Below are 23,784 nucleotides of genomic sequence, written 5' to 3' on the forward strand. Positions count from 1 at the left end.
GATCATGAATTTAATTAAGAGTATTTCATCCATCGCCAGCTCCTCGGTCCTCTCGCAGGCGATCGGCGCATTTTCCGTGTGGCTGATTTCCCATCGCTACGGCATGGCGGAAGTCGGGCACTACGCGATGATCTACAGCAACGTGCTGATTGGCGCGCAGGTTTGCACTTTTGCGTCGCAGCTGCTGATCCCGCGCCAGGAGGAGCATGAACTGGGGCAGAACGTGGTGTTTTGCCTGCTGCAAAGCCTGCTCCTGGCGCTGCCGTGGGCGGTCATCACCGGACTGATATTCCATCTCAATATCGCGTTTCTCTATCTGCTGACCTTCGGCTATGCGCTGGTTTTGATCGCCGAGAACCTCTCGCTGCGCGGCGGCAACTATCCGTTTCTCACCTTTCAGCGCATCGCCGTGTCGCTGGTGGTGGCGATAGCCCTGCTGACGATGCCGAACGCCACCCTGTTCTATATTGCCTGGATGGTGGGCATTTTGCTGCTGCTCAGCCTGTGCCTGCTGCGTTTATTTCACTTCAGCACCCTGACGCCGGCGCATTTTTCTCCGCGCGCCAACGGCCTTTTCGCGCGCCAGCACTGGCAGCATCTCAGCCGCGTCGGCAGCGCGGAAGTGCTGGCGATGGCCAGCAACAATCTGCCGACGATGCTGATTAACGTCTGGTTTTCACCGCTGGTCGCGGGTTATTTCTCGGTGGTGAGCCGCTTCTGCTTATCGCCGGTGATGATTGTCGGTAACGCGGTGCGCAATTCCATCTTTTCAAAATGGTCGATGGATTTTCGCAACAACACCTTTAACTATGCGGAATACAAAAAAATTCGCCTGCTGCTGTTGGCCGCGGCGCTGATCTGTATCCTTGGGATCTGGATTTTCTATCCGCTGGTTATGCGCCTGGGCTTCAGCCAGGAGTGGCTCAATTCGATCCCGACCTCACGCTATATGCTGCCTTATCTGTTCGCCGCCCTGGCCGTCAGTCCGCTGACCGTTATCGAGCTTATCTTTGGTTCTAAACGCTATTTTTTACGCATTCAGATAGAGCAGTTGCTGATCATTATCGTCGCTTTTATCGCGCTGCCTGAATTGGGCCAGAGCTATGAAATTGCCCTGCTGACCTTCTCTGTTCTTACCAGCATTCGCTATCTGTTCATTCTGTTGAAAATGAATAAGCGGGCGCTGCAGCTCTCCCGGCAGGAGCAGAAAATATGCAGCTAAACACCGGTCGCTATCTGGAAGCATTCGCGCTGACGACCATCGTCTTCTGCGGCACGGTGCAGTATTTCACCGGCGTTGTCGCCGTACTATGGCTTCCGTTTTTCATGGTGCTGGTAATGGTGGTTCTGCTGATGATGCAAAGCCGGCAGCAGCCTCTCGCGCTCAGCGCCCGCGAGAAGGTGGTGCTGGCGCTGTATCTGACTTTTATTATCCTTAGCCTCTGCGCCACCGTTTTACAATCCGGCATCGTCACCGCCATCGTCGGTTTTAAAAACGAACTGGCCCTGTCGCTGGTGATGTTTTGCATGCTGCTTGGTATGTTTCGCGAGTCGCAGCTGCATCGCCTGACTCAGCTTTTTTACTGGCTGTTCTACGTCCAGTTCCCGCTGGCTATCTATCAGGTGCTGGTAGTGGTGCCAAAACGCGTCGCCCTGCGCGGTGAGGATGAAAAGTGGGATTCGGTAGTCGGCACGTTTGGCGGCGACCCGATGGGCGGCGGCAATACCGCGGCCATGGGGATGTTCTGCCTGCTGATTATGCTGCTGAAGGTGTCCGAATTTAAGCACGGTATCTGTTCATTCAAATCGATGGCGGCGCATATCGTGCTGGCCTTTTTCCTCTGCGTGGTAGGCGAGGTAAAATTCGTGATTCTGCTGTCGCCGTTCTTACTGGCGCTGCTGTGGATCATGCCCGCTTACGTCAGCGGCATCAGCAAAGTCACCCTGCGCTCGTTGATGATAATCGCCGCCGGAATGGTGGTGTTAATTTTTGCCGCTATCACCATTCTCGCCTCCAACTACTCGTCGGCCTTTGGCGGGGATCCGACCAAAAGCGCGCTCTCGGTATTTATCGATTCCCTCGGTTATATTTTTGATACTAACTACATTATGGAAAGCGGCGAGCTTGGCCGGTTTACCACTATTTTCTTCTGGCTTAAGCATAACGAACTTTTTGGCCCCGGCGGAATGCTATTTGGCTACGGTCTGAACGCGACCAACAGCGGCAGTACCGTCTCCCCAGGCTATATTGGCGCCTGGTATCATCTGATACTCGATTCCACCGCGCTAAGCATGATGCTGTGGGAAGTCGGTATTATCGGCGTGATCTTATTTATCGCCATGATTGCTTCTATTCTTATCGGCATGCGGCCCAAAGAGACCTTTTCCCGCTACGATCTAAAGCGTGAAGATTTACAGCTGCTCAGCTCCGCGCCTGCATTTTACGTCTTTGCCATCGGCTGTTTACTCAGCCTTCCCTACAGTCAGATCCTGATGATCATTCCCATGCTACAGTTTTTATTATGGCTGGCCCTCGGGGCGCTCATTGTCATTCATCGTTCCGTCCGTCTGAACTCCGGTACCCAATATGAATAAAACGCCATCAATTACCGTCAGCATTAAAACCCTCAACGAAGCGCAGGGGATTGAAAAAACGATCGACAGCGTCCGCAAGCAATTGCAGCCTTACCCCCATCAAATTATCGTCGCCGATAGCCTCTCCACCGACAACACCCGGGAGCTGGCCATCGCCAAAGACGCGATGGTGGTCTGCCTTGATAATGCGAAAGATCGCTGCTGCGGCGTGGGCCACCAGCTGGGCTGGTTATTCAGCGAAGGGGACTATCTGCTGCTGCTGGACGGCGATATGGAGCTGGAGCCGGGTTTTCTCGACACCGCCGTCGCCTTTCTCGAAGAACATCCCGAATACGCTGGCGTGGCGGGCAGCGTCGAGATGGATGATGCCGCTAACTATGAATTTAAATCGCGCAAGCAGCGCCTGCATCTTATTTATCCGCAGGGTGATACCGACCATCTTGGCGGCGGCGGACTCTATCGCCGCTCGGCAATCGAGAAAATTGGCTATCTGACTAACCTTAATCTCCACGGCTATGAAGAAGCCGAATTGGGGATCCGCTTGCAGGCCGCGGGCTATAAACTCCACCGCCTCGCTGCGCCCTATTTTAGCCATGCTTCCTATACCATGCCGACGTTTAGAATGTTGACCTATCGCTGGAAGAACGGTTTTTTATGGGCGCCCGGTGAGCTATTACGCAACTGCTGGGGGAAAAACCATTTTCCTGCCGCGCTTAAGATTGTTCGCAACGAACTGATATTCACGCTGTATATCCTGGTATTGATTATTTGCCTGCTGTCGTTAAATCCCGGTTTGATTATTATCGCCCTGCTTCCGCTGCTGGCGTTTATCGCCCTGAAGGCGATTAAAAATAAGTCGCTGCGGGACGGCGTACAGAGCGTTATCAACTTATCGTTATTTTCCGCAGGTATGGTGCGAGGCCTCATGAACTCCGTTCGCGATCCGATGAAACAACCCGCCGTGACCGTCTCCAACCCAAAACATATCCAGACAGAACATGAAAATATTATTCGTTAACAAATTCTTTTTTATTAAGGGCGGAGCGGAAACCGTATTTTTCCAGGAGCGAGACGCTATGCTGCAAGCGGGCTATCAGGTTGTCGACTTCAGCATGCAGCATGCAGAAAATAAACCCTCGCCCTGGGAAAGCTTCTTCGTACACAACGTGGACTACCATCAAAACCACGGGCTGACGGGCAAGCTCAAAGCGGGTATCGACTTTATCTACAACGCGGAGGCCTGCAGCAAGCTCAATACGCTGCTGCTGGCGCAGCGCCCGGATATTGTGCACTTTCATAATATTTACCATCAGCTGACGCCGGCGCTGATCGGCGTCGCCAAACGCTTTGGCTGCAAAACCGTGCTGACCGCGCACGATTATAAAATCGTCTGCCCATCGTACACCATGCTGCGCGATGGCCACGTTTGCGATGACTGTCTTACTGGTTCGGTGAGCAACGCCTTCCGCCATCGTTGCCAGCAGGGCGACACCTTTAAAAGCCTGCTGCTGTCGCTTGAGGCCTACTGGCAAAAGTTCGCGCAAAATTACGCCATGCTCGATTGCATCATCGCTCCCAGCGAATTTATGCGTCAGACGCTGCTGCGTAAATTACCCCGGTCACGGATCGAGACGATCGTCAACGGTATTGATGCCAGCGCCACGATCCCGGGCGATACGGCGGGCGATTATTTCCTCTATATCGGCCGCTTGAGCCGTGAGAAAGGCGTCGCTACCCTGGCGCTGGCGCAGCAAAAAATGCGCCAAATGATGCCGCTAAAAATCGTCGGCGACGGCCCTCTCGGCAACGACCTACGCGCCCGCTTTAGCGGTCCGGAATTTCTCGGCTATATGCGCCACGGAGAAGCGCTCAACGCGTTGATTCGCGGCGCGCGGGCGGTGATCGTCCCTTCCGAATATTATGAAAACTGCTCGATGTCGGTACTGGAGGCGATGGCGTTCGGTCGCCCCGTCGTCGGCGGCAATATCGGCGGCATTCCGGAGCAAATCCGCGATGGCATTGATGGCTATCTGGTGGAACCCGGGGATGCCGACGCGCTGGCGCGCATCATGGATGGCCTGGCCGCCAATCCGCAGCAGGCGCGGGAAATGGGCATCAACGCGCGCCAGCGTTTAGAAGAGAAATACGATCTCGCCCGGCATATGCAGGTTCTGCAGGAACTCTATCAGCAGCTTGTGGGGGAAGCGAAATGAAGCTCAAAGTGACGGTGCTTGGCACCCGCGGTATTCCGAATGTCCAGGGCGGCGTTGAGACCCATTGCCAGAATCTCTATCCGGAAATCTATCAACAGAATCACCCCGATATCTGCGTCATTGCCCGCTCACCGTACGTTGACTACCGCCGCAGCGAATATAAAGGCGTGCGGTTAAAAAGCCTGTGGGCGCCTAAAAGCCGCAAGTTCGAAGCCATTATTCACTCAACGCTGGCAGCCTTCAGCACCCTGTTTGACGGCTCAAATGTGGTTCACGTTCATGCGGTCGGCCCTGGCCTGGTGGTCCCTCTGCTGCGCCTGCTCGGCAAGCGCGTCGTTTTTACCCACCACGGCCCGGACTACGATCGCCAGAAGTGGGGCAAAATGGCGAAAGAGATGCTGCGTCTTGGTGAGAAATGGGCGGTGAAATATGCCAATGAAGTTATTGTTATCTCGGAAGTGATTAATACGCTGATTAAAACCAAACACGGCCGTACCAACGCTAACGTGATCTATAACGGCGTGCGCCAACCGCCGCTTCCCGCCGAAGAGACGCGACAGGCCACGCTGAATCAGTATTCGCTGAAAGCCGGGCAATACATTGTCGCCGTCGCCCGTTTTGTCGAAGAAAAAGGGCTGCACGATCTGCTTGCCGCCTACAAAGCCTCGAACTGTTCGCTGCCGCTGGTGCTGATTGGCGATGCCGATCATCCGGATGAGTATAGCGAGCGGCTGAAGAAACAGGCGGCCGCTACCCCGGGAGCGATCATGACCGGTTTTATTAGCGGCGATCCGCTGCATACCTTGTTCTCACAGGCCGGGCTTTTTGTTCTTCCGTCTTACCACGAAGGGCTGCCCATTGCTCTGCTGGAGGCCATGTCCTGGTCCTTACCGGTTATCGTCAGCGATATCCCCGCCAACCTGGAGATTGGCCTGCCTGCGGAGGTTTATTTTCCGACGGGCAATGTCGCCGCGCTAGCGCAAAAGCTCCAGTCCTGGCGCGGCGAGGAGACCGTGGATTACAGCCAGTTAATGCCCAAATACCGCTGGCCGGACATTGCAGCGAAAACGGCTCAGGTCTACCAGCGATTAACGAACAAGAGTCAACCGTGACAAAATCAACATCCGACCTGGTCATTGAGCGCTTTTATTCCGCGCTTGATGCGGAAACAGAAAGTTCATTAACGCCGGAGCAGAAACGCGGTATCGAACAGGCGCTGGTGAGATCGAGCCTGGCGTCGCGCCATCGTATCGACTTTCGCCATAGCTTTCCGTTTCTGCATCGTCGATATTTTGTAGTCTTTTTATGCGGTCGCGATCTGCGCAAAATCCCGCGGGAAAGTACGCTGCTCGGGCGTCTATTTTCCACCCTGGCGATTACGTTTGCCGTGCTGTTCGCCATTCTTGCCGTGCTGCTGGCGCTCTATATGCTGAAATCCGCGCTGGGAATCGATGTGTTTAAGAACTTTCACGTCGGTATCTGGACATGGTTTGTGAACCTCCACGATAAAGTGAATTAACGATGAGCTCTTTTTCGCCGCGCCGCGCCGCGCTCTGTTTGGCGCTCCTGCTGGCCGGAATCATTCCGTCTGCGGCGGTACTGGCTGAACGCACGGTTATCACCCCGCCGGCCTTCACCGGTCTGTTAACGAACCCAGGGATCGGCGTGGCCAGTTTCCACGATGGTTATGGCCAGAAGCCCTCTCTGCAAGAGTATCCGGACACCGGGTTTGAATACGATCGCTTTTACTGGAGCGATCTGGAGCCTGAAGAAGGCGTCTATAATTTTGCGCCGATCGATCATGCCTTCAGCGTCGCCGCTCAGCATCAGCCAGCGATGAACGTCGGATTGCGTATTATGGCGCTCGATGAACCGCAATCGGGCTCGAAAATCCCCGCCTGGCTTATCAAAAAAGGCATTCAGGGACAATGGGTCGAAAATGGCAAAACCTTTGTCCCGGATCTCAGCGATCCGACTTTTATCACCTATGCGCAAAAGCTGCTTAACGCCCTCGGCGCGCGTTATGACGGTAATCCGGAGCTGGCGTTTGTCGATATCGGCATGGTGGGTTCGTGGGGTGAATGGCATAACTCCAATTTCCCTGACGTCGCGCCGTTGATGGAAAAGTACACTCCGCAACAGCTCAATCGCTACGTTGATATGCATTTCAGCAGTTTCCCTAAAACGCCCAAAATCATGTTGATCAGCGGCGGCGACTCGCTGGCCTGGGCCAGCCAAAAAGGCGCCGGATGGCGCGCGGACTGCTGGGGAGACTGGCATAACTTTTCCCCGGAGTGGAGCCATATGCGCGATGACTATCCTCAACGCCTGGCCGCCGCGCAGGCGGCGTGGGGCGGGTTTAATGACGGCTGGCAGCACGCCCCCGTGAGCCTCGAGATTTGCGGCTATATGGCGGAATGGGAAAGCGTGCAGCATTACACTCGCGAAGAGGTCCAGGCAAGCTTCGACTGGGCATTAGCGCAGCACGCCAGTACCCTGAATCTGAAATCGCGACCGGTGCCGGCAGCGTATCGCGATATCGTTGATAATGCGTTATTGCGCATCGGCTATCGCTACCGGGTGAGCCAGCTGGAATTTGATACGCCCGTACGTAGCGGCATGCCGCTTACGCTGAATGTCACCTGGCGTAACGACGGCGTCGCCCCGGCCTATCTCCCCTGGCTTGTACAATGGCGGATAGTCAATGCGGCGGGCGATACCGTTACGCAAATCAAAACGGCGGATGACGTTCGCCAGTGGCTGCCCGGAGCTCATCAAAGCCGCGCTACGCTAGCGCTGCCTGCCGGGCTGCCTGACGGTCAATACCGCCTGCAGGCGGCCCTGGCCAATCATCAGGGGCAACCGCGTATTCAACTCGCTAACGAAGGTCAAACCGGTGACGGATGGTATTCACTGGCTTCGTTTAACCTTAAGGAATAATCATGTTTGAGGCTATCAGACAGGTCGGCCAGGAGATCAAATCCTGCGGCGGCATAAAAGCGAAAATCGCGGTTCTGCTCTATCGTCTGGCGACGCTCTATCGCAGCCGTAATCCTCTGTGGAAGATCTGCGGGATCCCCTTCGTTATTCTCAATATCGTGATTAACGAGTGTTTATTTTGCATTGAGCTGCCGTGGCGAGCGCGCATTGGCTATGGGCTGAAGCTGTATCATCCGCACTGCATTGTGATTAACCGGGGAACGATCATCGGGCAAAATTGCACTTTGCGCCAGGGCGTCACTATTGGCAGCGTGACCGATAGTCAGGGCCGGGAAAGCGCTAGCCCGCGAATTGGCGATAACGTGGAATTTGGCGCCCACGCCGTGGTGATTGGCGCGGTCACGCTAGGCGACAATGTCAAAGTCGGCGCGGGCACGGTGGTAACCAAAGATCTGGCCGCCGGCATGATTGCCGTCGGTCAGCCATACCGGGTATTAAACGGCGATTAGCGTAGGTTTGCCTGGGGACAAAACCCACGCTGATAGAAACGCGGGTTTTAACGCGGGATAGCAAAATGACCGGAACTTAGGCCCTCAGCTTAACCGGTTCGCTGAAATCATCGGCGGGCTCCAGCTTAAGGCTGAAGGTCGCCAGTAACGCTTCGGCTCGTTGGTGAAAATCGCGTAGCGTCTTTTCGAGCTTTTCCGTGACTTCAGGATCGTCAATCGCGACCGGACGCCAGTCGCCTTCTTTATCGAACAATCCAAACTGATAGCTATAGGTGAAGCGCGAAGCCTGCGCTTCCATCTCCATCCACCATCCCCAGAACTCGCGTTTTTCAGGCGCTGGTTTTACGTTGACGCAAACTGCCAGGCAATCGAAAAAGAAGCGGTTGTCTTCACATTGCTCCTCACGGATGTAAGGGCCAAGCGCCGTGAATTTCTTAATCAGCTTACTCTTCAGGTGTCCACTCGGTAACGTCATTGCGATCTCCTTTAGTGATGCTATGACGTTACCAAATCAATAGAATTTAGCAATATATTAACTAAATCTATGGCTAATCCAGCGGGCGATCTGCCGCAGGGCGTGATCGAAATTACGGTAGACCGGATTGAACGGGATCTCCAGCAGCTTGCCGTCGGAGGAGGAGGAAGTGATTAAACGCGACTCCTCTTCCGGACTGAACGGATCGTCTTTCCAGAAACCGGAGAGCATCGGCGTAGGGCAGCGACGCCCCAGCAGACCCTGAACCTTCAGGGAATAGCGGTTAAGCTCAACCCGCAGCGCTTCGTCGGAGGCGTCATGCATACCCAGACGCGACGCCAGAACGTCGAGATACATTTCCGGCACCCGTCCCTGATGCAGCGGGTCCACCAGCAGTCCGTGCACCACCGGCCCCAGACAGGCCACCGCCTTCAGGCGCTGGGGTTCAAGATAGCCCAGCCGGACGGCGATGTTCGCGCCGAAGCGGAAACCAAAGGCGGCCACCCGGGTATGGTCAACCCAGGGAACATTAGACAGATGCTGCAGCACATACTGGTGCAGCATGCTGGTATCCTGGGTCAGCTTGCATTTTGAAGAGAAACCGATGGAAGGCATATCGACCGTCAGCATAGCGATGCCCAGGGGCGCAAAATAGTTCTCGTACAGGTTGTAATAATCGGTCTGTAGCGCGTCAAGCCCGCCGCACATCAGCACCGTCGGGAACGGCCCATCGCCCGGCGGCATATGTAAGAAACCGGTGATCGGCGCGGCGCCGGGGATGGCGAACTCCAGCTCTCGCAGTTTGCCGGGCAAGCGCTGGGCGGCTTCTTCATAGGCCCGGTATGCCAGCACCTGCGCCTGTTCCGCCAGCTCATCACCCTTGATATGCGGATAGGCGGCAATGCTGTAAAGGTTTGCCGCATGGAGCCAGTGACGACCGCTAACCAGAAGATTCTCTTCCTGACCGGCCTTTTGCTGCCAGTCCATCGCCTGTTTGGCCCATTCAAAGATCCAGTTGCCGCCGCGATAGCCCACGACCGTATCGTAAAGCTCGGGGTCGGTCCGCTCCGCATCGCTCATGACGATACGCGCCTGCACGTCGAGGATTTCCTGTGGCGTCACGCCACGCCAGATCCACATCAGGCGGTTAATCAATCGGTACCAGTGATCAACGTGATTGCCGCTAAGCGCGGACTGGATCGGTTGTTGCGCTCCGGTGTTAAACCGACGCACCAGCGTAGAGGTTTCCGGATGTTTGAATCGGGGTTTAAACAACGTTTCGCTAAGGTTAGCCTGGGACATGTGCCGCCTCCATCATGTTGCCACTCAAGCTATTGTAACCTGCGTCAGGGTAAAAAAAACCACGCCCGGCAAAACCGGGCGTGGTAATTAGCATTTATGCGGGAAATTAACGGCCTGCGATAGGCGGTACGAATACCACGCCCATATCCCACGGCTGTTCAATCCAGGTATCTTGGGGAATATCAACGACATAATCATCAACCAGCGGGCGACCTGCCGGTTTGGCGAAGATGGTGACAAAATGTGCTTTAGGATACATTTCGCGGATGGCAACGGCGGTACCGCCGGTATCAACGAGATCGTCGATCACGATAAAGCCTTCGCCATCGCCTTCCGCACGTTTCAGCACGGTCAGTTCACGCTGATTATCGTGGTCATAGCTTGAGATGCAAACGGTATCAACATGACGAATACCCAGTTCACGCGCCAGTAATGCTCCCGGTACCAGACCGCCACGGCTAACGGCAATAATGCCTTTCCACTGTTCAACCGGCAGCAGACGGGTTGCCAGTTTGCGGGCGTGAATCTGCAACATGTCCCAGGTGACGACGTATTTTTCGCTCATGTGAAGTGTCCCAGCCTGTGTAATACGGCTTAAATAATGTTCGAGGGGGAAAATGGTTGCGCGAGATTATAGAGATCTGACGCGCTAAAAACCAGCGTTAAGCGGCCCCCGCGACTCTTTTTACGTGGTTTACACTACCAGAGTACACGGAAAGTGGTATTCTCAACCCCATCGCGCAAGCCCGGGCTTGTAGTGTATTTGATTGCTAACCCCTCGATCTGCAAACGACTTTTGCAGGTGATTGTAAGGAGACTTATCGTGTCTGAACTGTCTCAATTATCCCCGCAGCCGCTGTGGGATATTTTTGCCAAAATCTGCTCTATTCCTCACCCCTCCTATCACGAAGAACAGCTCGCTGAGCACATTATGGGCTGGGCAAAAGAAAAAGGCTTACACGCGGAACGCGACCAGGTTGGCAACATTCTGATTCGTAAAAGCGCGACTGCCGGTATGGAAAACCGTAAACCGGTGGTGCTGCAGGCGCACCTCGATATGGTGCCGCAGAAAAACAACGATACCGTTCACGACTTCGCTAAAGATCCTATTCAGCCGTATATCGACGGCGAGTGGGTTAAAGCGCGCGGCACCACCCTGGGCGCCGATAACGGTATCGGCATGGCCTCCGCATTGGCGGTGCTGGCCGACGACAACGTTGTTCACGGCCCGCTGGAAGTGCTGCTGACCATGACGGAAGAAGCCGGAATGGACGGCGCGTTTGGCCTGCAGGCTAACTGGCTGCAGGCGGACATCCTGATCAACACCGACTCCGAAGAAGAGGGTGAGATTTACATGGGCTGCGCCGGCGGGATCGACTTCACCTCTGACCTCGCGCTGACCCGTGAAGCCGTTCCGGCCGGTTTCCAGAGCTTTAAGCTGACCCTGAAAGGGCTGAAGGGCGGCCACTCCGGCGGCGAGATCCACGTTGGTTTAGGCAATGCCAACAAGCTGCTGGCACGCTTCCTCGCGGGCCATGCTGAAGAGCTGGATCTGCGCCTGGTCGATTTCAACGGCGGCACCCTGCGCAACGCTATTCCCCGTGAGGCGTTCGCTACTGTCGCCGTGGCCGCGAACAAAGTGGATACGCTGAAAGCGCTGGCTAATGAGTACCAGGCGATCCTGAAAAACGAGCTGGCGGCCAAAGAGAAAAACCTGACAGTACTGCTGGAATCGGTTGCGAACGACCAGCCTGCGCTGACGGCCCAATCTCGTGACACCTTTGTACGCCTGCTTAACGCCACGCCGAACGGCGTCATCCGCAACTCTGATGTGGCAAAAGGCGTGGTGGAAACCTCGCTGAACGTCGGCGTGGTGACCATGACCAGCGATAACGTGCAGATTCACTGCCTGATTCGCTCGCTGATCGACAGCGGTAAAGATTATGTCGTCAGCATGCTGGATTCTCTGGGCAAGCTGGCCGGCGCGAAAACCGAAGCGAAAGGCGCCTATCCTGGCTGGCAGCCGGACGCCAGCTCGCCGGTGATGCATCTGGTGCGTGAAACCTATCAGCGTCTGTTCAACAAGACGCCGAACATCCAGATTATCCACGCGGGCCTGGAGTGCGGTCTGTTCAAAAAACCGTATCCGGACCTGGACATGGTTTCTATCGGGCCAACCATTACCGGCCCCCACTCCCCGGACGAGCAGGTTCACATTGAAAGCGTTGGCCAGTACTGGACGCTGCTGACCGAGCTGCTGAAATCCATTCCGGCGAAGTAAGACAATTAAGGCCCACACCGCGAGGCGCGGGCCTTTTCTTTATAAGATGACCGTTCGAAAAGCCCGCCTTACCGATTGTGTATACCGGCCACGCGCATTTGCCGCCTTGAGTCATTGCAGGAAAGGCCTGCAAAGTGCGTTCTGAGTATTTAGCGCATCGATTTCCCGCCGCATCCGGTAATTAAGAAACCGCTCACCGCGCGCTTCAACCTGCTGTTGCTCAATTACGCTAAAACCGTGGCGTTCAAAAAAGGGCTTTGCCGTAATGCTGGCTTCTACCGTTAACACGCGTTCAGGCCGCCGTATAAGCAATGCGTTGAGCAATGCGCTGGCTATTCCCTGGCGGCTATAGTCGGGAGAAACAAACAGCAAATCAATATAGTCATCCACGGTGGTAATAAACCCGACCGGCGATGCCTCTTTTACCGCGACCAGTACCCGTGAAGCCGCTATTTTTTGCCGCCAGCGGGCTTCATCAACCTGAGCCCAGGCGGCAATTTGCCGGGGAGAATAATCGGCGCTGGCCGTCTCTTTAATCGCCCGCAAAAAAATCGCGCATAGCGTGGCAAAATCACGCTCTCCATACGGTCTTATTTTCGGCATTGTTATAACCCCAGAACCAATTGTCGCTCCAGCTGCGGATCGAGCAGCGTCACGTGCAGCCCTACCAGCCTGACTCCCCGACCTCCGCGCCGCTCGTTCCAGGCTTTATGGGCAGTGGTGATCAAATCATCTTTATTCAATCGGGGCCAGACATGCTCCTGAGTCGTGAGCTGGAAATCATTAAACTTCAGCTTGACCCCCTGCCGGGCGATCAGTAAATCCGGTTTAACCTTCGCCAGGCGCCGTTCCAGTTCCGGATAGAGATTCTCAATAATCGACTCACACTCCGCCCATTCGTGGATATCCTCTACCAGGGTTCGCTCAACGCCCACCGATTTGCGCTGGCGCTCGCTGCTGATTTCTCGTTCATCAATTCCCTGGCTGCGCTCCCATAGTATCCGCCCGAATTTACCAAAGCGCTTGAGCAACATCGCCAGATCGCTGTTCTGCACATCTGCACAGGTCCTCAGCCCCATGCTTTCGAGCTTCGCGGCGGAAACTTTGCCGACGCCCGGGATCTTCGCTAGCGGCAACGTTTTGACAAACTCCGCGACCTGATGCGGCGCAATCACAAACTGGCCGTTGGGTTTATTCAGGTCCGAGGCGATTTTTGCGAGAAACTTTACTGGCGCAATGCCTGCGGAGGCGGTCAAATTTAGCTCACGATGGATGGTCTCGCGGATCTCCTGCGCCATCAGCGTCGCTGACCCCTGACAATGAACGCTGTCGCTAACGTCCAGATAGGCTTCGTCCAGCGATAAAGGCTCGATTAGCGAGGTATAGCGGGAAAAAATCTCCCGGATATGGTTCGACGCCTCTTTATAAGCATCAAAGCGGCCGGGAAGCAGCGTCAGGTGAGGACAAAGCTTGAACGCTGTGGCGGTGGGCATGGCGCTACGCACGCCGAATTTACGCGCCGGATAGTTGGCCGTACTGATCACACCGCGCTGCACCCGGCTACCGCCAATGGCGATAGGGATGTCGCGCAGTGCCGGGTTGTCCCGCATCTCCACCGCCGCGAAGAAGCAGTCCATATCAACGTGGATGATCTTACGCATAGCCAAACCTTAGACTGTACATGCGTACAGTATAGCAAAAGTCGGCGAAATTTAATCTTTTAAAAACCCTCGCCATAAAAAACGTGCTACAACATAAAAGTGCAACAAATATGATTTATTTTTCATATAGTTATATTAATAAACAGGGTGAATGTAATCATGAAATCAATACTTACTGCGCTTGGTTTGCTTATTGCCAGCAGCGCCTGCGCTGCGCCGCAGCTCATTGCTCATCGGGGAGGCACCGGCGATGCGCCGGAAAACACCCTTCCGGCGATAAAACTGGCGCTGGAGAATAAGGCCGAGGCGATTTGGATAACGGTACAATTAAGCCATGATGGCGTTCCGGTCTTATATCGCCCGAGCGATTTATCCGCCCTGACTGACCATACCGGGAAGGTCTCAAGCTTTAGCGCTGCCGAACTGGCCCGCATGGACGCGGGATGGAAATGGGGCGGTGAAACTCACCCCTGGCGCGGAAAAAATGCCACCATTCCAACGCTGCAATCAGTGCTGGAGCAATGGCCGCAGACCTTCTTTTACATCGATATTAAATCGCCTGATGCCGACCCGGCAATGATGGCTTCGCGTCTTAGTGAAGTATTGCAAACAACCCATAGCCTCTCGCGCGTACGCGTTTATTCCACCGAAGACCGCTATATCGCGGCGCTACCGGAATCTATTCCCCATTTCGTCAGCCGGGGCGAAACGCGAACGAAGCTGGCTAATATTTCCCTTAGCCACCAGTGCCAGCCAACCACGCAGCCGGGCGATGACTACTGGTACGGTCTGGAGCTGAAACGCAAGGTAGAAATCGTGGAGAAGTTCACCCTCGGCGAAGGCGTGTCGCCAGCCACCCTCACCTGGGATAAAGAAGCCATGGACTGTTTCCGCTCTCAGGGCAAAGCCCATATTGTCTTCTTCGACATTAATAGCGCCGATGATTTTCGTAAGGCAAGCGAGCTGGGAGCCGATGGCGTGATGGTAGACTCGCCGGCGAAAGCGAAAACCTGGTAAATCGTAAAAGGCCGCGATAAGCGGCCTGCTGTTTAAATGATGCGATCCCGTTTGCGCTGCGCTTCGCGAGCCATGCGTTTTTTACGCGCATCGCAAGGTTCAGGACAGTCGCAGACCTTTTCCAGACCCAGCGATGAGATCCCGCCGCAGCTGCCCTGAAGAGTTTTGCGCTTGATCAGGTACCCTAGCGACATTCCCAGAATAACCAGCGCGAAAATCACGAAGGTCGCGACAAATACCGTCAGCATCATCAGCCTCCAAAATCGTCCAGCATGATGTTTTCATCCTCAACGCCGAGATCTTTAAGCATTTTGATAACCGCGGCGTTCATCACCGGCGGCCCACACATGTAAAACTCACAATCTTCCGGCGCCGGGTGATCGCGCAGATAGTTTTCATACAGGACGTTATGAATGAAGCCAGTATGGCCGGTCCAGTTATCTTCCGGCTGCGGATCGGAGAGCGCCACGTGGAAGGTAAAGTTCGGGTTTTCCCGTGCCAGCTGTTCAAACTCGTCATCATAGAACATTTCTCGCAGAGACCGCGCACCGTACCAGAAACTGATTTTACGTGAGCTGTGTAGCCGCTTAAGCTGGTCGAAAATATGCGAGCGCATCGGCGCCATCCCCGCCCCGCCGCCGATAAACACCATCTCCGCCTGCGTTTCTTTGGCAAAGAACTCCCCAAACGGCCCGGAAATCGTCACTTTATCGCCAGGCTTCAGCGACCAGATATACGAGGACATAATCCCCGGCGGCGCATCAGGCACCTGCGGCGGCGGCGTGGCAATACGCACGTTGAGCATAATGATGCCCTTCTCTTCCGGATAGTTAGCCATGGAGTAGGCGCGTAACGTGGGCTCTTTCACGTCAGAGACATAGCGGAAAAGATTAAATTTATCCCAGTCGCCGCGATACTCGTCCGGAACGTCAAAGTCGGCATAGGCGACTTTGTGCGATGGACACTCGATCTGAATATACCCGCCGGCGCGGAACGGAACCGCGTCACCGTCAGGCACGCGCAGCTTCAGCTCCTTGATGAAAGTGGCCTTGTTATCGTTCGAGATAACTTCACACTCCCACTTCTTAACGCCAAAAATCTCCTCTGGCAGCTCGATTTTCATGTTCTGCTTCACCGCGACCTGGCAGGCCAGGCGGCAGCCCTCTCTCGCCTCACGCTTAGTGATATGAGAGAGTTCGGTAGGCAGGATATCACCGCCACCCTCTTTCACCGTCACCCGGCACTGGCCGCAGGAGCCCCCGCCGCCGCAGGCCGACGAAACGAAGATACCGTTGCTGGAGAGCGTATTCAGCAGCTTGTCGCCCGCCGGAGTACGAATCTGTTTATCCGCCTCATTATTGATTTCAATGACCACGTCGCCCGCATTCACCAGCTTCGAACGCGCGGCCAGTATCAGCCCCGATAGCACCAGGACGATCAGCGTGAACATCACTACGCCAAGAATAATTTCCATACTTTCCGCCCTTATAGCTGCACACCGGAGAATGACATAAAGCCCAGCGCCATCAGACCTGTGGTAATAAAGGTGATCCCTAACCCACGCAGACCCGCGGGCACGTTTGCGTATTTCATTTTTTCACGGATACCCGCCATCGCCACAATTGCCAGCAGCCAGCCGATGCCGGAACCAAAGCCGTAAACGATCGACTCGCTGAAGTTATAGTCACGCTGCACCATGAAGGAGACACCGCCAAAAATCGCACAGTTGACGGCAATCAGCGGCAGGAAGATCCCCAGAGCGTTATAGAGCGTCGGGAAGTACTTATCGAGGATCATCTCGAGGATCTGAACCAGCGCGGCAATAACGCCAATGAAGGTAATAAAGTTCAGAAAGCTCAGATCAACGCCTTCCACCAGCGCGCCGTCGCGCAGCACCAGGTTGTAAACCAGATTGTTAATGGGTACCGCCAGCCCAAGCACGACCGTTACCGCAACGCCGAGCCCGAAAGCGGTCGACACTTTTTTCGATACCGCGAGGAAGGTACACATCCCAAGAAAGAAGGCCAGCGCCATGTTTTCAACAAACACGGCGCGGACAAACAGGCTAATGTAATGAGCCATAATCGGTTACTCCTTTTCCTGCTGTTCAGGCTTCCAGCTACGCACCGCCCAAATCAACAAACCGATAATGAAGAACGCACTCGGCGCCAGAAGAAACAGGCCATTTGGCTGATACCAGCCGCCGTTCTGCACCGTTTCCAGCACCGTGATGCCAAACAGTTTGCCGCTGCCAATGAGCTCGCGCAGAAAGCCGACAAGCAACAGGATCGCGCCGTATCCTAGACCGTTGCCAATACCGTCCATAAAGCTTGCCAACGGCGGCGACTTCATGGCATAGGCTTCCGCCCGCCCCATTACGATACAGTTGGTAATGATAAGGCCGACGAATACCGATAGCTGTTTGGAGGTTTCATAAGCAAAAGCGCGCAGCAGCTGGTCAACGACAATAACCAGCGAAGCGATAATCGCCATCTGCACAATGATGCGCACGCTATTCGGAATGTGGTGGCGGATCATGGAGATAAACATGCTGGAGAAAGCCGTAACCAGCGTCACCGCGATGGTCATCACAAAAGCCGTCTCCAGCTTGGTGGTCACCGCCAGCGCGGAGCAGACGCCCAGGACCTGCAGCGTGATAGGGTTATTAGCGATAAGCGGCCCCACCAGCACGCGCTTCATTTCTTTCATGTCGCCTAAATCAGCCATTATTCAGCCCCCCTTCACGTACCTTATGCAGGAATGGACCAAAGCCCAGTTCGCCCATCCAGAAATCAAAACTATGCTGCACACCGTTGGAAGTCAGCGTCGCGCCCGACAGGCCATCCACGGCGTGCAGGTCGCCCGGACGCGCGCCGCCTTTAACGATTCTCAGCGCAGGCATACCTTTATCATCAAGCACTTGTTTACCGATAAACTGCTGGCGCCAGTTGGGGTTTTCGATTTCCCCGCCCAGCCCCGGCGTTTCGCCGTGATCGTAATAGGTGATCCCTTTGAGCGTACGGCCATCGGTTTCCAGCGCAATAAAGGCGTACATCACCGACCACAGGCCGTTACCGTAAATGGGCAGGACGATTTCCTGAATCTGCTGCTTTTCATCGCGCACCAGATAAATTTCGGCAATATTACTGCGGCGTTTGATGCCGGCCGGGTCCTGACTGGCGTCCAGCTGTAGGCTTTGCTGGGGATCTTTCAGAGCCTGGGCCTGATTAAACTTGCCGGGATCTTTATCCAGCAGCTCGCCGCTGGCTAAATCGACTAATCGCGGAGAGATACGGGCCTTAAAAATATCAGCCACATCCTCTGCGCTCATCCCCTGCTTCATCAGACCGGCAACCGCCAGGATATTGCGCTGTTTATCGAGAGCGCGCTGCTCCTGCTGGCGCGATTTTAGCCCCACCGCAGAACCGGCGACCACGATTGAGCAGACCAGACAAAGCACCAGCACCACCAGCAGCGTTTTGCCGATGCTATCGTTACTTTTATTCTCAGCCACGCGACTTCCTCCGCTTAATATTGGCCCGCACCACCAGATAATCGAACAGCGGCGCGAAGAGGTTGGCGAAGAGGATCGCCAGCATCATCCCTTCCGGATAGGCCGGGTTGACCACGCGAATCAGGACGCACATCACGCCGATCAGCAGGCCATAGCTCCATTTACCTTTATCCGTAAACGACGCGGACACCGGGTCCGTCGCCATAAACATCATGCCGAAGGCGAAACCGCCGAGCACCAGATGCCAGTACCACGGCATGGCAAACATCGGGTTGGTATCAGAGCCAATGAAATTAAACAGCATCGCGGTAGCCACCATACCGATGAAAACCCCGGCGACGATGCGCCATGAGGCCACGCGACCAAAGATAATGATTGCCCCGCCGATCAGAATCATCAGCGTCGAGACTTCGCCAATCGAGCCCGGAATCTTGCCGAGGAAGGCATCCATCCAGCTTACCGGCAGACCGGTAGCGACGTTCACCAGCGATTCACCGCCGCCGCTGGCCCACTGGGATAGCGGCGTCGCGCCGGAGAAGCCATCCGCCGCAGTCCACACCAGGTCGCCGGAAATTTGCGCCGGCCAGGCAAAGAATAAGAACGCGCGCCCCGCCAGCGCCGGGTTGAGAAAGTTTCGCCCGGTTCCGCCAAAAATCTCCTTGGCCATGACGACACCGAAGGTGATCCCAAACGCGGCCTGCCATAGCGGCAAAGTGGGCGGTACGATCAGCGCAAACAGAATAGAGGTAACGAAAAAGCCCTCGTTAACCTCGTGTTTACGCACGATAGCAAACAGCACTTCCCAGAACCCACCAACAAGAAACACGGTGATGTAGACAGGCAGGAAAAATACCGCCCCCAGGGTCATCATACTGAGCCAGCCGGCATCAGCGGTGAAGTTTACCCCCAGCCACTGGGCAATGCTGTAGTGCCAGTTCCCGGCGATGACCTGCTGCAGCTGTTCAGCGCTATATAATTTAGCCAGCGCCGGTATGGTCTGCAGACCAACGTTATACATTCCCCAGAACATCGCCGGGAAAACGGCGAACCACACCAGTATCATCATCCGCTTAAGGTCGATGGCGTCTCTGACGTGCGCCGCTCCGCGCGTCACCTGACCGGGTGTATAAAACAAGGTCGCCGTCGCTTCGAACAACGGGTAGTATTTTTCCAGCTTGCCGCCGTGCGTAAAGTGCGGCTCAAGTTTGTCAAACAGTTGCTTTAAGCCCATCACTTATCCTTCCTGCTCAATCTGGGTTAACACGCTGCGCAACGCCGGGCCATATTCATACTTGCCGGGACACACGTAGGTGCAAAGCGCCAGGTCTTCTTCATCCAGTTCCAGACAGCCCAGCGCCTGTGCGCTATCGGTATCCCCCGCCAGCAAATCCCGCAGCAGCATGGTGGGCAGAATATCCAGCGGCATCACTCGCTCATAGTTGCCAATCGGCACCATAGCCCGCTCGCCGCCGTTGGTATCCGTCGAGAAATTAAACAGCTTACGCTTCATAAAGTGGCCGAGCGTGGTGCGAGTGATGGAGAATTTGTCCTTCCCCGGCATCACCCAGCCGAACAGCTCTTTCTCTCGCCCTTCCTTCACCACGCTGACCTGTAAATGAAAGCGGCCAAGAAAAGCATGCGGCCCGCGGGCATGCGTTCCGCTGAGGACCGAACCGGAAATAATCCGGTTTTCATCATCCAGCAGTTCATCTGCCAGCAGCTCATCAAGGCTGGCGCCTGAACACGTTTTTATCAGACGGGGCTCCTTCACCTGCGGGCCACCGAGGGCAATAATACGTTCGACAGACAGCTCCCCTTCCAGGAATAATTTGCCAACGGCGATAACGTCCTGATAGTTAAGATGCCAGACCTGCTTTTTCAGGCTAACCGGTTCGAGAAAATGGATGTGGGTCCCCACCAGCCCGGCGGGATGCGGCCCGGCAAACTGGTTGAAAGTAACCTGGCCAACCGGATGCCCGCCAAGCTTGCCGCCGCTGGCCTGACAGACGTGGACTTTACCGTCGGTCAGCCGCGTCAACAGCGTCAAACCAGCGTCAAAGGCCTCACGCTGGGCCAGTATGATTGGCTGAGGGTCTGCCGCCAGCGGATTCGTATCAATGGCGGTGACAAATATGGCCGCCGGCACGCTGCCCGGCGCGGGTATTTTGCTGAAAGGACGGGTGCGAAATGCCGTCCACATCCCCGACTCCAGCAGTTGGCGCTGTACGGCCTCGCGCGTCAACCCGGCAAGATCGGCCAATTCATAGCGGGGAAAGTGAACGGCATCATCGCCATCCACATCAATAACGACCGATTGCAGAACCCGACGCTCGCCGCGATGAATGGCGCTAATGGTCCCACTTGCCGGTGCGGTAAAACGCACGCCAGGATTTTTTTTGTCTTCGAACAGAAGCTGCCCTTTTTGTACCCGGTCACCTTCACGCACCGCCATCGAGGGGCGCATACCGATGTACTCTTCACCTAACAGCGCAACGCGCTTAACCGCAGGCTTCGAAGAAATCTGCTGTGATGGCATGCCAGCTATGGGCAAATTCAGCCCTTTCGTGATTTTAATCATATCGTTAGCAGGTATCCGTTACCTAAACCCCGGCATCAGGCCGAGGCCAGCATAATTAATGGAAAATAAGAGGAAGAAAGGAACATTGTAGTCCTGGTGATTCACAAGACGGGAGAGAAGCATCCTTTCTTACCCTGAGCATTTAGCGGGCCAAGTGTAACATTTCGTGAGCGGCGCCTGTAGACAAACCGCCATTAAGTCGTTCTAAAATGCGAGCTATTACGCAAAGTTCTGACTGCGCTTTGCCTCAAGATTCGCTATAACGGAAAACTAAAACGTAAACGTGGCACATCGTGCTTGCGAAAAAATGCCGTGGTGCTAATGTGAGCGCTCTAAAACCAGAAAACTCTGATTTCGGGTCTCTCTTGCCGTCCTGGCAATGTGGTAATTTGTTTTATCAAGGAACAAGTAGTATGCGCAAAATCGCATTATTTATTGCGATGCTTCTGTTGCCGTGCGTTTCATTCGCAGGGTTACTTAGCAGTAACAGCTCGACAACGCCGATGAGCAAAGAGTATAAGCAGCAGCTCATGGGCTCGCCGGTCTACATTGAGATCTTCAAAGAAGAGCGCATGCTCGATCTTTACGTCAAGATGGGCGAAACTTACCAGCTTCTCGACAGCTACCGGATCTGTAACTACTCCGGCGGGCTCGGTCCAAAGCAGCGCCAGGGCGATTTCAAGAGCCCGGAAGGGTTCTATAACGTTTCGCGCAATCAGCTAAAACCCGATAGTCGTTTCTATAAAGCGATCAATATTGGCTTCCCGAACGCTTACGACCGCGCGCACGGCTACGAAGGTAAGTATCTGATGATTCACGGCGCCTGCGTATCCGTTGGCTGTTACGCCATGACCGATACCGGTATTGATGAAATCTTCCAGTTCGTCACCGGCGCGTTAGTCTTCGGCCAGCCCAACGTTCAGGTGAGCATCTATCCTTTCCGCATGACCGATGCCAACATGGCGCGGCACAAATATTCCTACTTCGCGGATTTCTGGCAACAGCTGAAACCGGGATACGACTACTTCCGGCAGACGCATAAACCGCCGGTGGTTTCCGTGGCCGATGGCCGCTACGTGGTGAGCAAACCGCTCAGCCACGAAGTTGTGCAGCCGCAGCTCGCGTCAAACTACTCGGTCCCCGAGGCAAAATAACGCCCACTCGCCTGGCATGATTTTATTCCAGGTTTCATTGCCAGTCAGCGGCTGGGTGGCGATAACGGAGACCACATCATTCGGAGTGGTCTCGCGTTGAAAATCAATTTCTACATCCTGATCCAGCAGCGTCGCTACGCCAAACGGCGCCCGTCGCGTAATCCAGTATAAATTCGTCGAGCAGAATGCCATCACGTAGCGCCCATCGGAAAGCAGCATGTTAAACACGCCTTTTTCACGCAGCTCTCCGGCAAGCGTAGCGATAAAGCTGAATACCTCCACCATATCGCCCGGCATTTCCGGATAGCGCTCGGTGATGCTGTGCAGCAGCCAGCAGAACGCCTTTTCGCTATCGGTTTCCCCGATGGGATGCAGATTGCCCGTCCCGAGATTCTCATACCCTTCCAGTTGACCGTTATGCGCATAGGTCCAGTTGCGCCCCCACAATTCCCGGGTAAAGGGGTGAGTATTTTCCAGCGCAACGATACCCCGGTTGGCCTGGCGAATATGGGCGATGACCGAGCAGGACTTGATAGGATATTCCTGCACCAGCTTGGCTATGGGCGACTGAAAGCTAGGCTGCGGATCTTTAAATGTGCGACAGCCCTTACCTTCATAAAAAGTAATGCCCCAGCCGTCTTTATGCGGCCCGGTTCCGCCACCGCGCTGCACCAGCCCGGTGAAACTGAAGCAAATATCTGTGGGCACATTCGCGCTCATCCCGAGCAATTCGCACATAGATCACCTCATACAGCAATGCGGGGTTAACCCCCGCGATTTATCAGGCTTTAACCATCTCTTTTTCGATAAGCATAATCAGGATATGAATCACTTTAATATGAATTTCCTGAATGCGGTCGGCGTAGCCAAAATGCGGTACGCGAATTTCGACATCCGCCGATCCCGCCATTTTACCGCCATCTTTCCCGGTCAGAGTAATCACTTTCATCCCCTGAGCGCGGGCGGCTTCGATCGCTTTGATTACGTTACCGGAGTTACCGGAAGTGGAGATCCCCAGCAATACATCGCCTGTACGGCCCACTGATTCTACGTAGCGAGAGAAAACATATTCATAGCCAAAATCATTGCTGACGCAAGAGAGATGGCTCACGTCTGAAATCGCAATTGCCGGATAGCCTGGGCGGTTTTCACGATAGCGCCCGGTCAGTTCTTCCGCAAAATGCATCGCATCGCAGTGCGAACCGCCGTTACCGCAGGAAAGGACTTTGCCGCCAGCTTTAAAGCTATCCGCCAGCAGCACCGCAGCACGCTGAATCGCATGAATATTGGCTTCGTCCTGCAGAAAGTTAGCCAGCGTTTCAGCGGCTTCATTCAGTTCGTTACGAATAAGATCCTGGTACATGAGGATAATCCTTCAGTATTTGTGGGATAACCCAGGCAGTTTACCGGATAGCCGACGCAGCGAGAAGCAGCACGCAAGGTAATCCCCCGTGCTTTTGATTTTATGTGCCGCATTTCCGTACAACAATGTGAGCAAGGTTGTAATTATTTTGTAAACACATTGCTAAAACAAATTACATCCAC

Annotated in this window: 25 protein-coding genes; 11 read left to right on the forward strand and 14 right to left on the reverse strand. The window is 54.8% G+C overall.

Annotated features, from left to right (window positions below; genetic code table 11):
• Positions 1-4: 4 nt before the first annotated feature.
• The 8 genes from GUC22_RS21655 to GUC22_RS21690 are packed head-to-tail and all read left to right on the forward strand — an operon-like array spanning position 5 to position 8,257.
• A complete protein-coding gene (locus GUC22_RS21655; protein WP_024359126.1) occupies positions 5-1,222 on the forward strand; it encodes a capsular biosynthesis protein in 1,218 nt (405 codons plus the stop codon).
• Positions 1,213-2,595, forward strand: a complete 1,383-nt coding sequence (locus GUC22_RS21660) for a hypothetical protein (RefSeq protein ID WP_004133807.1) — start codon at positions 1,213-1,215, stop codon at positions 2,593-2,595. The genes GUC22_RS21655 and GUC22_RS21660 overlap by 10 nt, the downstream gene beginning before the upstream one ends.
• Positions 2,588-3,613 carry a glycosyltransferase family 2 protein gene (locus tag GUC22_RS21665; protein WP_004133808.1) on the forward strand — a complete coding sequence of 342 codons (1,026 nt, stop codon included), beginning with the start codon at positions 2,588-2,590 and terminating at the stop codon, positions 3,611-3,613. The genes GUC22_RS21660 and GUC22_RS21665 overlap by 8 nt, the downstream gene beginning before the upstream one ends.
• Positions 3,594-4,808 carry a glycosyltransferase family 4 protein gene (locus tag GUC22_RS21670; RefSeq protein WP_024359127.1) on the forward strand — a complete coding sequence of 405 codons (1,215 nt, stop codon included), beginning with the start codon at positions 3,594-3,596 and terminating at the stop codon, positions 4,806-4,808. The genes GUC22_RS21665 and GUC22_RS21670 overlap by 20 nt, the downstream gene beginning before the upstream one ends.
• The gene (locus tag GUC22_RS21675) at positions 4,805-5,920 is read left to right on the forward strand and encodes a glycosyltransferase family 4 protein (RefSeq protein ID WP_024359128.1); all 1,116 of its coding nucleotides are present in this window, start codon (positions 4,805-4,807) and stop codon (positions 5,918-5,920) included. Before GUC22_RS21670 ends, GUC22_RS21675 begins: the two co-directional genes overlap by 4 nt.
• Positions 5,917-6,327 (forward strand): hypothetical protein, encoded by a 411-nt coding sequence (locus GUC22_RS21680; protein ID WP_004133811.1) that lies wholly within the window; start codon positions 5,917-5,919, stop codon positions 6,325-6,327. The genes GUC22_RS21675 and GUC22_RS21680 overlap by 4 nt, the downstream gene beginning before the upstream one ends.
• 2 nt (positions 6,328-6,329) lie before the next feature.
• Positions 6,330-7,748: a DUF4832 domain-containing protein gene (locus tag GUC22_RS21685; RefSeq protein ID WP_024359129.1), complete on the forward strand. Its 1,419-nt coding sequence runs from the start codon at positions 6,330-6,332 to the stop codon at positions 7,746-7,748.
• 2 nt (positions 7,749-7,750) lie between these two features.
• Positions 7,751-8,257 (forward strand): serine acetyltransferase, encoded by a 507-nt coding sequence (locus tag GUC22_RS21690; protein WP_004133814.1) that lies wholly within the window; start codon positions 7,751-7,753, stop codon positions 8,255-8,257.
• 76 nt (positions 8,258-8,333) lie between these two features.
• Here the strand turns inward: GUC22_RS21690 and crl are convergent, their stop codons facing one another.
• The 3 genes from crl to gpt all read right to left on the reverse strand — a co-directional run bounded on the left by crl (position 8,334) and on the right by gpt (position 10,599).
• Positions 8,334-8,732 (reverse strand): sigma factor-binding protein Crl, encoded by a 399-nt coding sequence (gene crl, locus GUC22_RS21695; RefSeq protein ID WP_004133815.1) that lies wholly within the window; start codon positions 8,730-8,732, stop codon positions 8,334-8,336.
• Positions 8,733-8,789: 57 nt separating this feature from the next.
• Positions 8,790-10,034, reverse strand: coding sequence for an esterase FrsA (frsA, locus tag GUC22_RS21700; protein WP_024359130.1), 1,245 nt, complete (start codon positions 10,032-10,034; stop codon positions 8,790-8,792).
• Positions 10,035-10,140: 106 nt separating this feature from the next.
• On the reverse strand, positions 10,141-10,599 hold the full coding sequence (gene gpt, locus GUC22_RS21705; RefSeq protein WP_004129200.1) for a xanthine phosphoribosyltransferase: 459 nt from the start codon (positions 10,597-10,599) through the stop codon (positions 10,141-10,143).
• Positions 10,600-10,857: 258 nt separating this feature from the next.
• On the opposite strand from gpt, the gene pepD reads away from it, so the two are divergent.
• Complete coding sequence (pepD, locus tag GUC22_RS21710; protein ID WP_024359131.1) at positions 10,858-12,315, forward strand: cytosol nonspecific dipeptidase; 1,458 nt, start codon at positions 10,858-10,860, stop codon at positions 12,313-12,315.
• A gap of 111 nt (positions 12,316-12,426) precedes the next feature.
• On the opposite strand, the gene GUC22_RS21715 is transcribed toward pepD, so the two are convergent.
• Positions 12,427-12,918: a GNAT family N-acetyltransferase gene (locus GUC22_RS21715; protein ID WP_024359132.1), complete on the reverse strand. Its 492-nt coding sequence runs from the start codon at positions 12,916-12,918 to the stop codon at positions 12,427-12,429.
• Positions 12,919-12,920: 2 nt separating this feature from the next.
• The gene (gene dinB / locus GUC22_RS21720) at positions 12,921-13,976 is read right to left on the reverse strand and encodes a DNA polymerase IV (protein ID WP_024359133.1); all 1,056 of its coding nucleotides are present in this window, start codon (positions 13,974-13,976) and stop codon (positions 12,921-12,923) included.
• 159 nt (positions 13,977-14,135) lie between these two features.
• Here dinB and GUC22_RS21725 point away from each other — a divergent pair, with 159 nt between their 5' ends.
• Positions 14,136-14,993, forward strand: coding sequence for a glycerophosphodiester phosphodiesterase family protein (locus GUC22_RS21725; protein ID WP_049131109.1), 858 nt, complete (start codon positions 14,136-14,138; stop codon positions 14,991-14,993).
• 32 nt (positions 14,994-15,025) lie between these two features.
• On the opposite strand, the gene nqrM is transcribed toward GUC22_RS21725, so the two are convergent.
• Genes nqrM through GUC22_RS21760 form a run of 7 tightly spaced genes read right to left on the reverse strand, consistent with a single transcriptional unit; the run spans position 15,026 to position 21,085 of the window.
• Positions 15,026-15,241 carry a (Na+)-NQR maturation NqrM gene (nqrM, locus tag GUC22_RS21730; RefSeq protein WP_004133833.1) on the reverse strand — a complete coding sequence of 72 codons (216 nt, stop codon included), beginning with the start codon at positions 15,239-15,241 and terminating at the stop codon, positions 15,026-15,028.
• A gap of 2 nt (positions 15,242-15,243) precedes the next feature.
• Entirely contained in the window at positions 15,244-16,467 is a 1,224-nt protein-coding gene (nqrF, locus tag GUC22_RS21735; protein WP_024359135.1) for an NADH:ubiquinone reductase (Na(+)-transporting) subunit F, read from the reverse strand.
• Positions 16,468-16,478: 11 nt separating this feature from the next.
• Entirely contained in the window at positions 16,479-17,075 is a 597-nt protein-coding gene (gene nqrE / locus GUC22_RS21740; RefSeq protein ID WP_024359136.1) for an NADH:ubiquinone reductase (Na(+)-transporting) subunit E, read from the reverse strand.
• Between the two features lie 6 nt (positions 17,076-17,081).
• A complete protein-coding gene (locus tag GUC22_RS21745) occupies positions 17,082-17,720 on the reverse strand; it encodes an NADH:ubiquinone reductase (Na(+)-transporting) subunit D (RefSeq protein ID WP_004133840.1) in 639 nt (212 codons plus the stop codon).
• On the reverse strand, positions 17,713-18,507 hold the full coding sequence (locus GUC22_RS21750) for a Na(+)-translocating NADH-quinone reductase subunit C (RefSeq protein ID WP_004133842.1): 795 nt from the start codon (positions 18,505-18,507) through the stop codon (positions 17,713-17,715). The genes GUC22_RS21745 and GUC22_RS21750 overlap by 8 nt, the downstream gene beginning before the upstream one ends.
• Positions 18,500-19,738, reverse strand: coding sequence for an NADH:ubiquinone reductase (Na(+)-transporting) subunit B (locus tag GUC22_RS21755; protein ID WP_064371488.1), 1,239 nt, complete (start codon positions 19,736-19,738; stop codon positions 18,500-18,502). Before GUC22_RS21755 ends, GUC22_RS21750 begins: the two co-directional genes overlap by 8 nt.
• A 3-nt stretch (positions 19,739-19,741) precedes the next feature.
• Complete coding sequence (locus tag GUC22_RS21760) at positions 19,742-21,085, reverse strand: Na(+)-translocating NADH-quinone reductase subunit A (protein WP_098067483.1); 1,344 nt, start codon at positions 21,083-21,085, stop codon at positions 19,742-19,744.
• Positions 21,086-21,498: 413 nt separating this feature from the next.
• Between GUC22_RS21760 and dpaA the strand changes: the two genes are divergently transcribed.
• A complete protein-coding gene (gene dpaA, locus GUC22_RS21765) occupies positions 21,499-22,239 on the forward strand; it encodes a peptidoglycan meso-diaminopimelic acid protein amidase (RefSeq protein WP_004129169.1) in 741 nt (246 codons plus the stop codon).
• Here the strand turns inward: dpaA and GUC22_RS21770 are convergent.
• Entirely contained in the window at positions 22,210-22,977 is a 768-nt protein-coding gene (locus GUC22_RS21770) for a class II glutamine amidotransferase (RefSeq protein ID WP_004133846.1), read from the reverse strand. The two genes, dpaA and GUC22_RS21770, sit on opposite strands and share 30 nt — an antisense overlap.
• A gap of 43 nt (positions 22,978-23,020) precedes the next feature.
• Positions 23,021-23,602 (reverse strand): D-sedoheptulose 7-phosphate isomerase, encoded by a 582-nt coding sequence (gene lpcA, locus GUC22_RS21775; protein WP_004133848.1) that lies wholly within the window; start codon positions 23,600-23,602, stop codon positions 23,021-23,023.
• Positions 23,603-23,784: the final 182 nt, after the last annotated feature.

Origin of the sequence: Klebsiella sp. MPUS7 (assembly GCF_009905335.1) — a bacterium.
Taxonomy (GTDB): Bacteria; Pseudomonadota; Gammaproteobacteria; order Enterobacterales; family Enterobacteriaceae; genus Klebsiella; species Klebsiella grimontii.

What these genes read in the sequence shown, in the direction of transcription:
- GUC22_RS21655 (WP_024359126.1), top strand. Translation starts at nt 5, where the DNA reads ATGAATTTAATTAAGAGTATTTCATCCATCGCCAGCTCCTCGGTCCTC.
- GUC22_RS21660 (WP_004133807.1), top strand. Translation starts at nt 1,213, where the DNA reads ATGCAGCTAAACACCGGTCGCTATCTGGAAGCATTCGCGCTGACGACC.
- GUC22_RS21665 (WP_004133808.1), top strand. Translation starts at nt 2,588, where the DNA reads ATGAATAAAACGCCATCAATTACCGTCAGCATTAAAACCCTCAACGAA.
- GUC22_RS21670 (WP_024359127.1), top strand. Translation starts at nt 3,594, where the DNA reads ATGAAAATATTATTCGTTAACAAATTCTTTTTTATTAAGGGCGGAGCG.
- GUC22_RS21675 (WP_024359128.1), top strand. Translation starts at nt 4,805, where the DNA reads ATGAAGCTCAAAGTGACGGTGCTTGGCACCCGCGGTATTCCGAATGTC.
- GUC22_RS21685 (WP_024359129.1), top strand. Translation starts at nt 6,330, where the DNA reads ATGAGCTCTTTTTCGCCGCGCCGCGCCGCGCTCTGTTTGGCGCTCCTG.
- GUC22_RS21690 (WP_004133814.1), top strand. Translation starts at nt 7,751, where the DNA reads ATGTTTGAGGCTATCAGACAGGTCGGCCAGGAGATCAAATCCTGCGGC.
- crl (WP_004133815.1), bottom strand. Translation starts at nt 8,732, where the DNA reads ATGACGTTACCGAGTGGACACCTGAAGAGTAAGCTGATTAAGAAATTC.
- frsA (WP_024359130.1), bottom strand. Translation starts at nt 10,034, where the DNA reads ATGTCCCAGGCTAACCTTAGCGAAACGTTGTTTAAACCCCGATTCAAA.
- gpt (WP_004129200.1), bottom strand. Translation starts at nt 10,599, where the DNA reads ATGAGCGAAAAATACGTCGTCACCTGGGACATGTTGCAGATTCACGCC.
- GUC22_RS21715 (WP_024359132.1), bottom strand. Translation starts at nt 12,918, where the DNA reads ATGCCGAAAATAAGACCGTATGGAGAGCGTGATTTTGCCACGCTATGC.
- dinB (WP_024359133.1), bottom strand. Translation starts at nt 13,976, where the DNA reads ATGCGTAAGATCATCCACGTTGATATGGACTGCTTCTTCGCGGCGGTG.
- GUC22_RS21725 (WP_049131109.1), top strand. Translation starts at nt 14,136, where the DNA reads ATGAAATCAATACTTACTGCGCTTGGTTTGCTTATTGCCAGCAGCGCC.
- nqrM (WP_004133833.1), bottom strand. Translation starts at nt 15,241, where the DNA reads ATGCTGACGGTATTTGTCGCGACCTTCGTGATTTTCGCGCTGGTTATT.
- nqrF (WP_024359135.1), bottom strand. Translation starts at nt 16,467, where the DNA reads ATGGAAATTATTCTTGGCGTAGTGATGTTCACGCTGATCGTCCTGGTG.
- nqrE (WP_024359136.1), bottom strand. Translation starts at nt 17,075, where the DNA reads ATGGCTCATTACATTAGCCTGTTTGTCCGCGCCGTGTTTGTTGAAAAC.
- GUC22_RS21745 (WP_004133840.1), bottom strand. Translation starts at nt 17,720, where the DNA reads ATGGCTGATTTAGGCGACATGAAAGAAATGAAGCGCGTGCTGGTGGGG.
- GUC22_RS21755 (WP_064371488.1), bottom strand. Translation starts at nt 19,738, where the DNA reads ATGGGCTTAAAGCAACTGTTTGACAAACTTGAGCCGCACTTTACGCAC.
- GUC22_RS21760 (WP_098067483.1), bottom strand. Translation starts at nt 21,085, where the DNA reads ATGATTAAAATCACGAAAGGGCTGAATTTGCCCATAGCTGGCATGCCA.
- dpaA (WP_004129169.1), top strand. Translation starts at nt 21,499, where the DNA reads ATGCGCAAAATCGCATTATTTATTGCGATGCTTCTGTTGCCGTGCGTT.
- GUC22_RS21770 (WP_004133846.1), bottom strand. Translation starts at nt 22,977, where the DNA reads ATGTGCGAATTGCTCGGGATGAGCGCGAATGTGCCCACAGATATTTGC.
- lpcA (WP_004133848.1), bottom strand. Translation starts at nt 23,602, where the DNA reads ATGTACCAGGATCTTATTCGTAACGAACTGAATGAAGCCGCTGAAACG.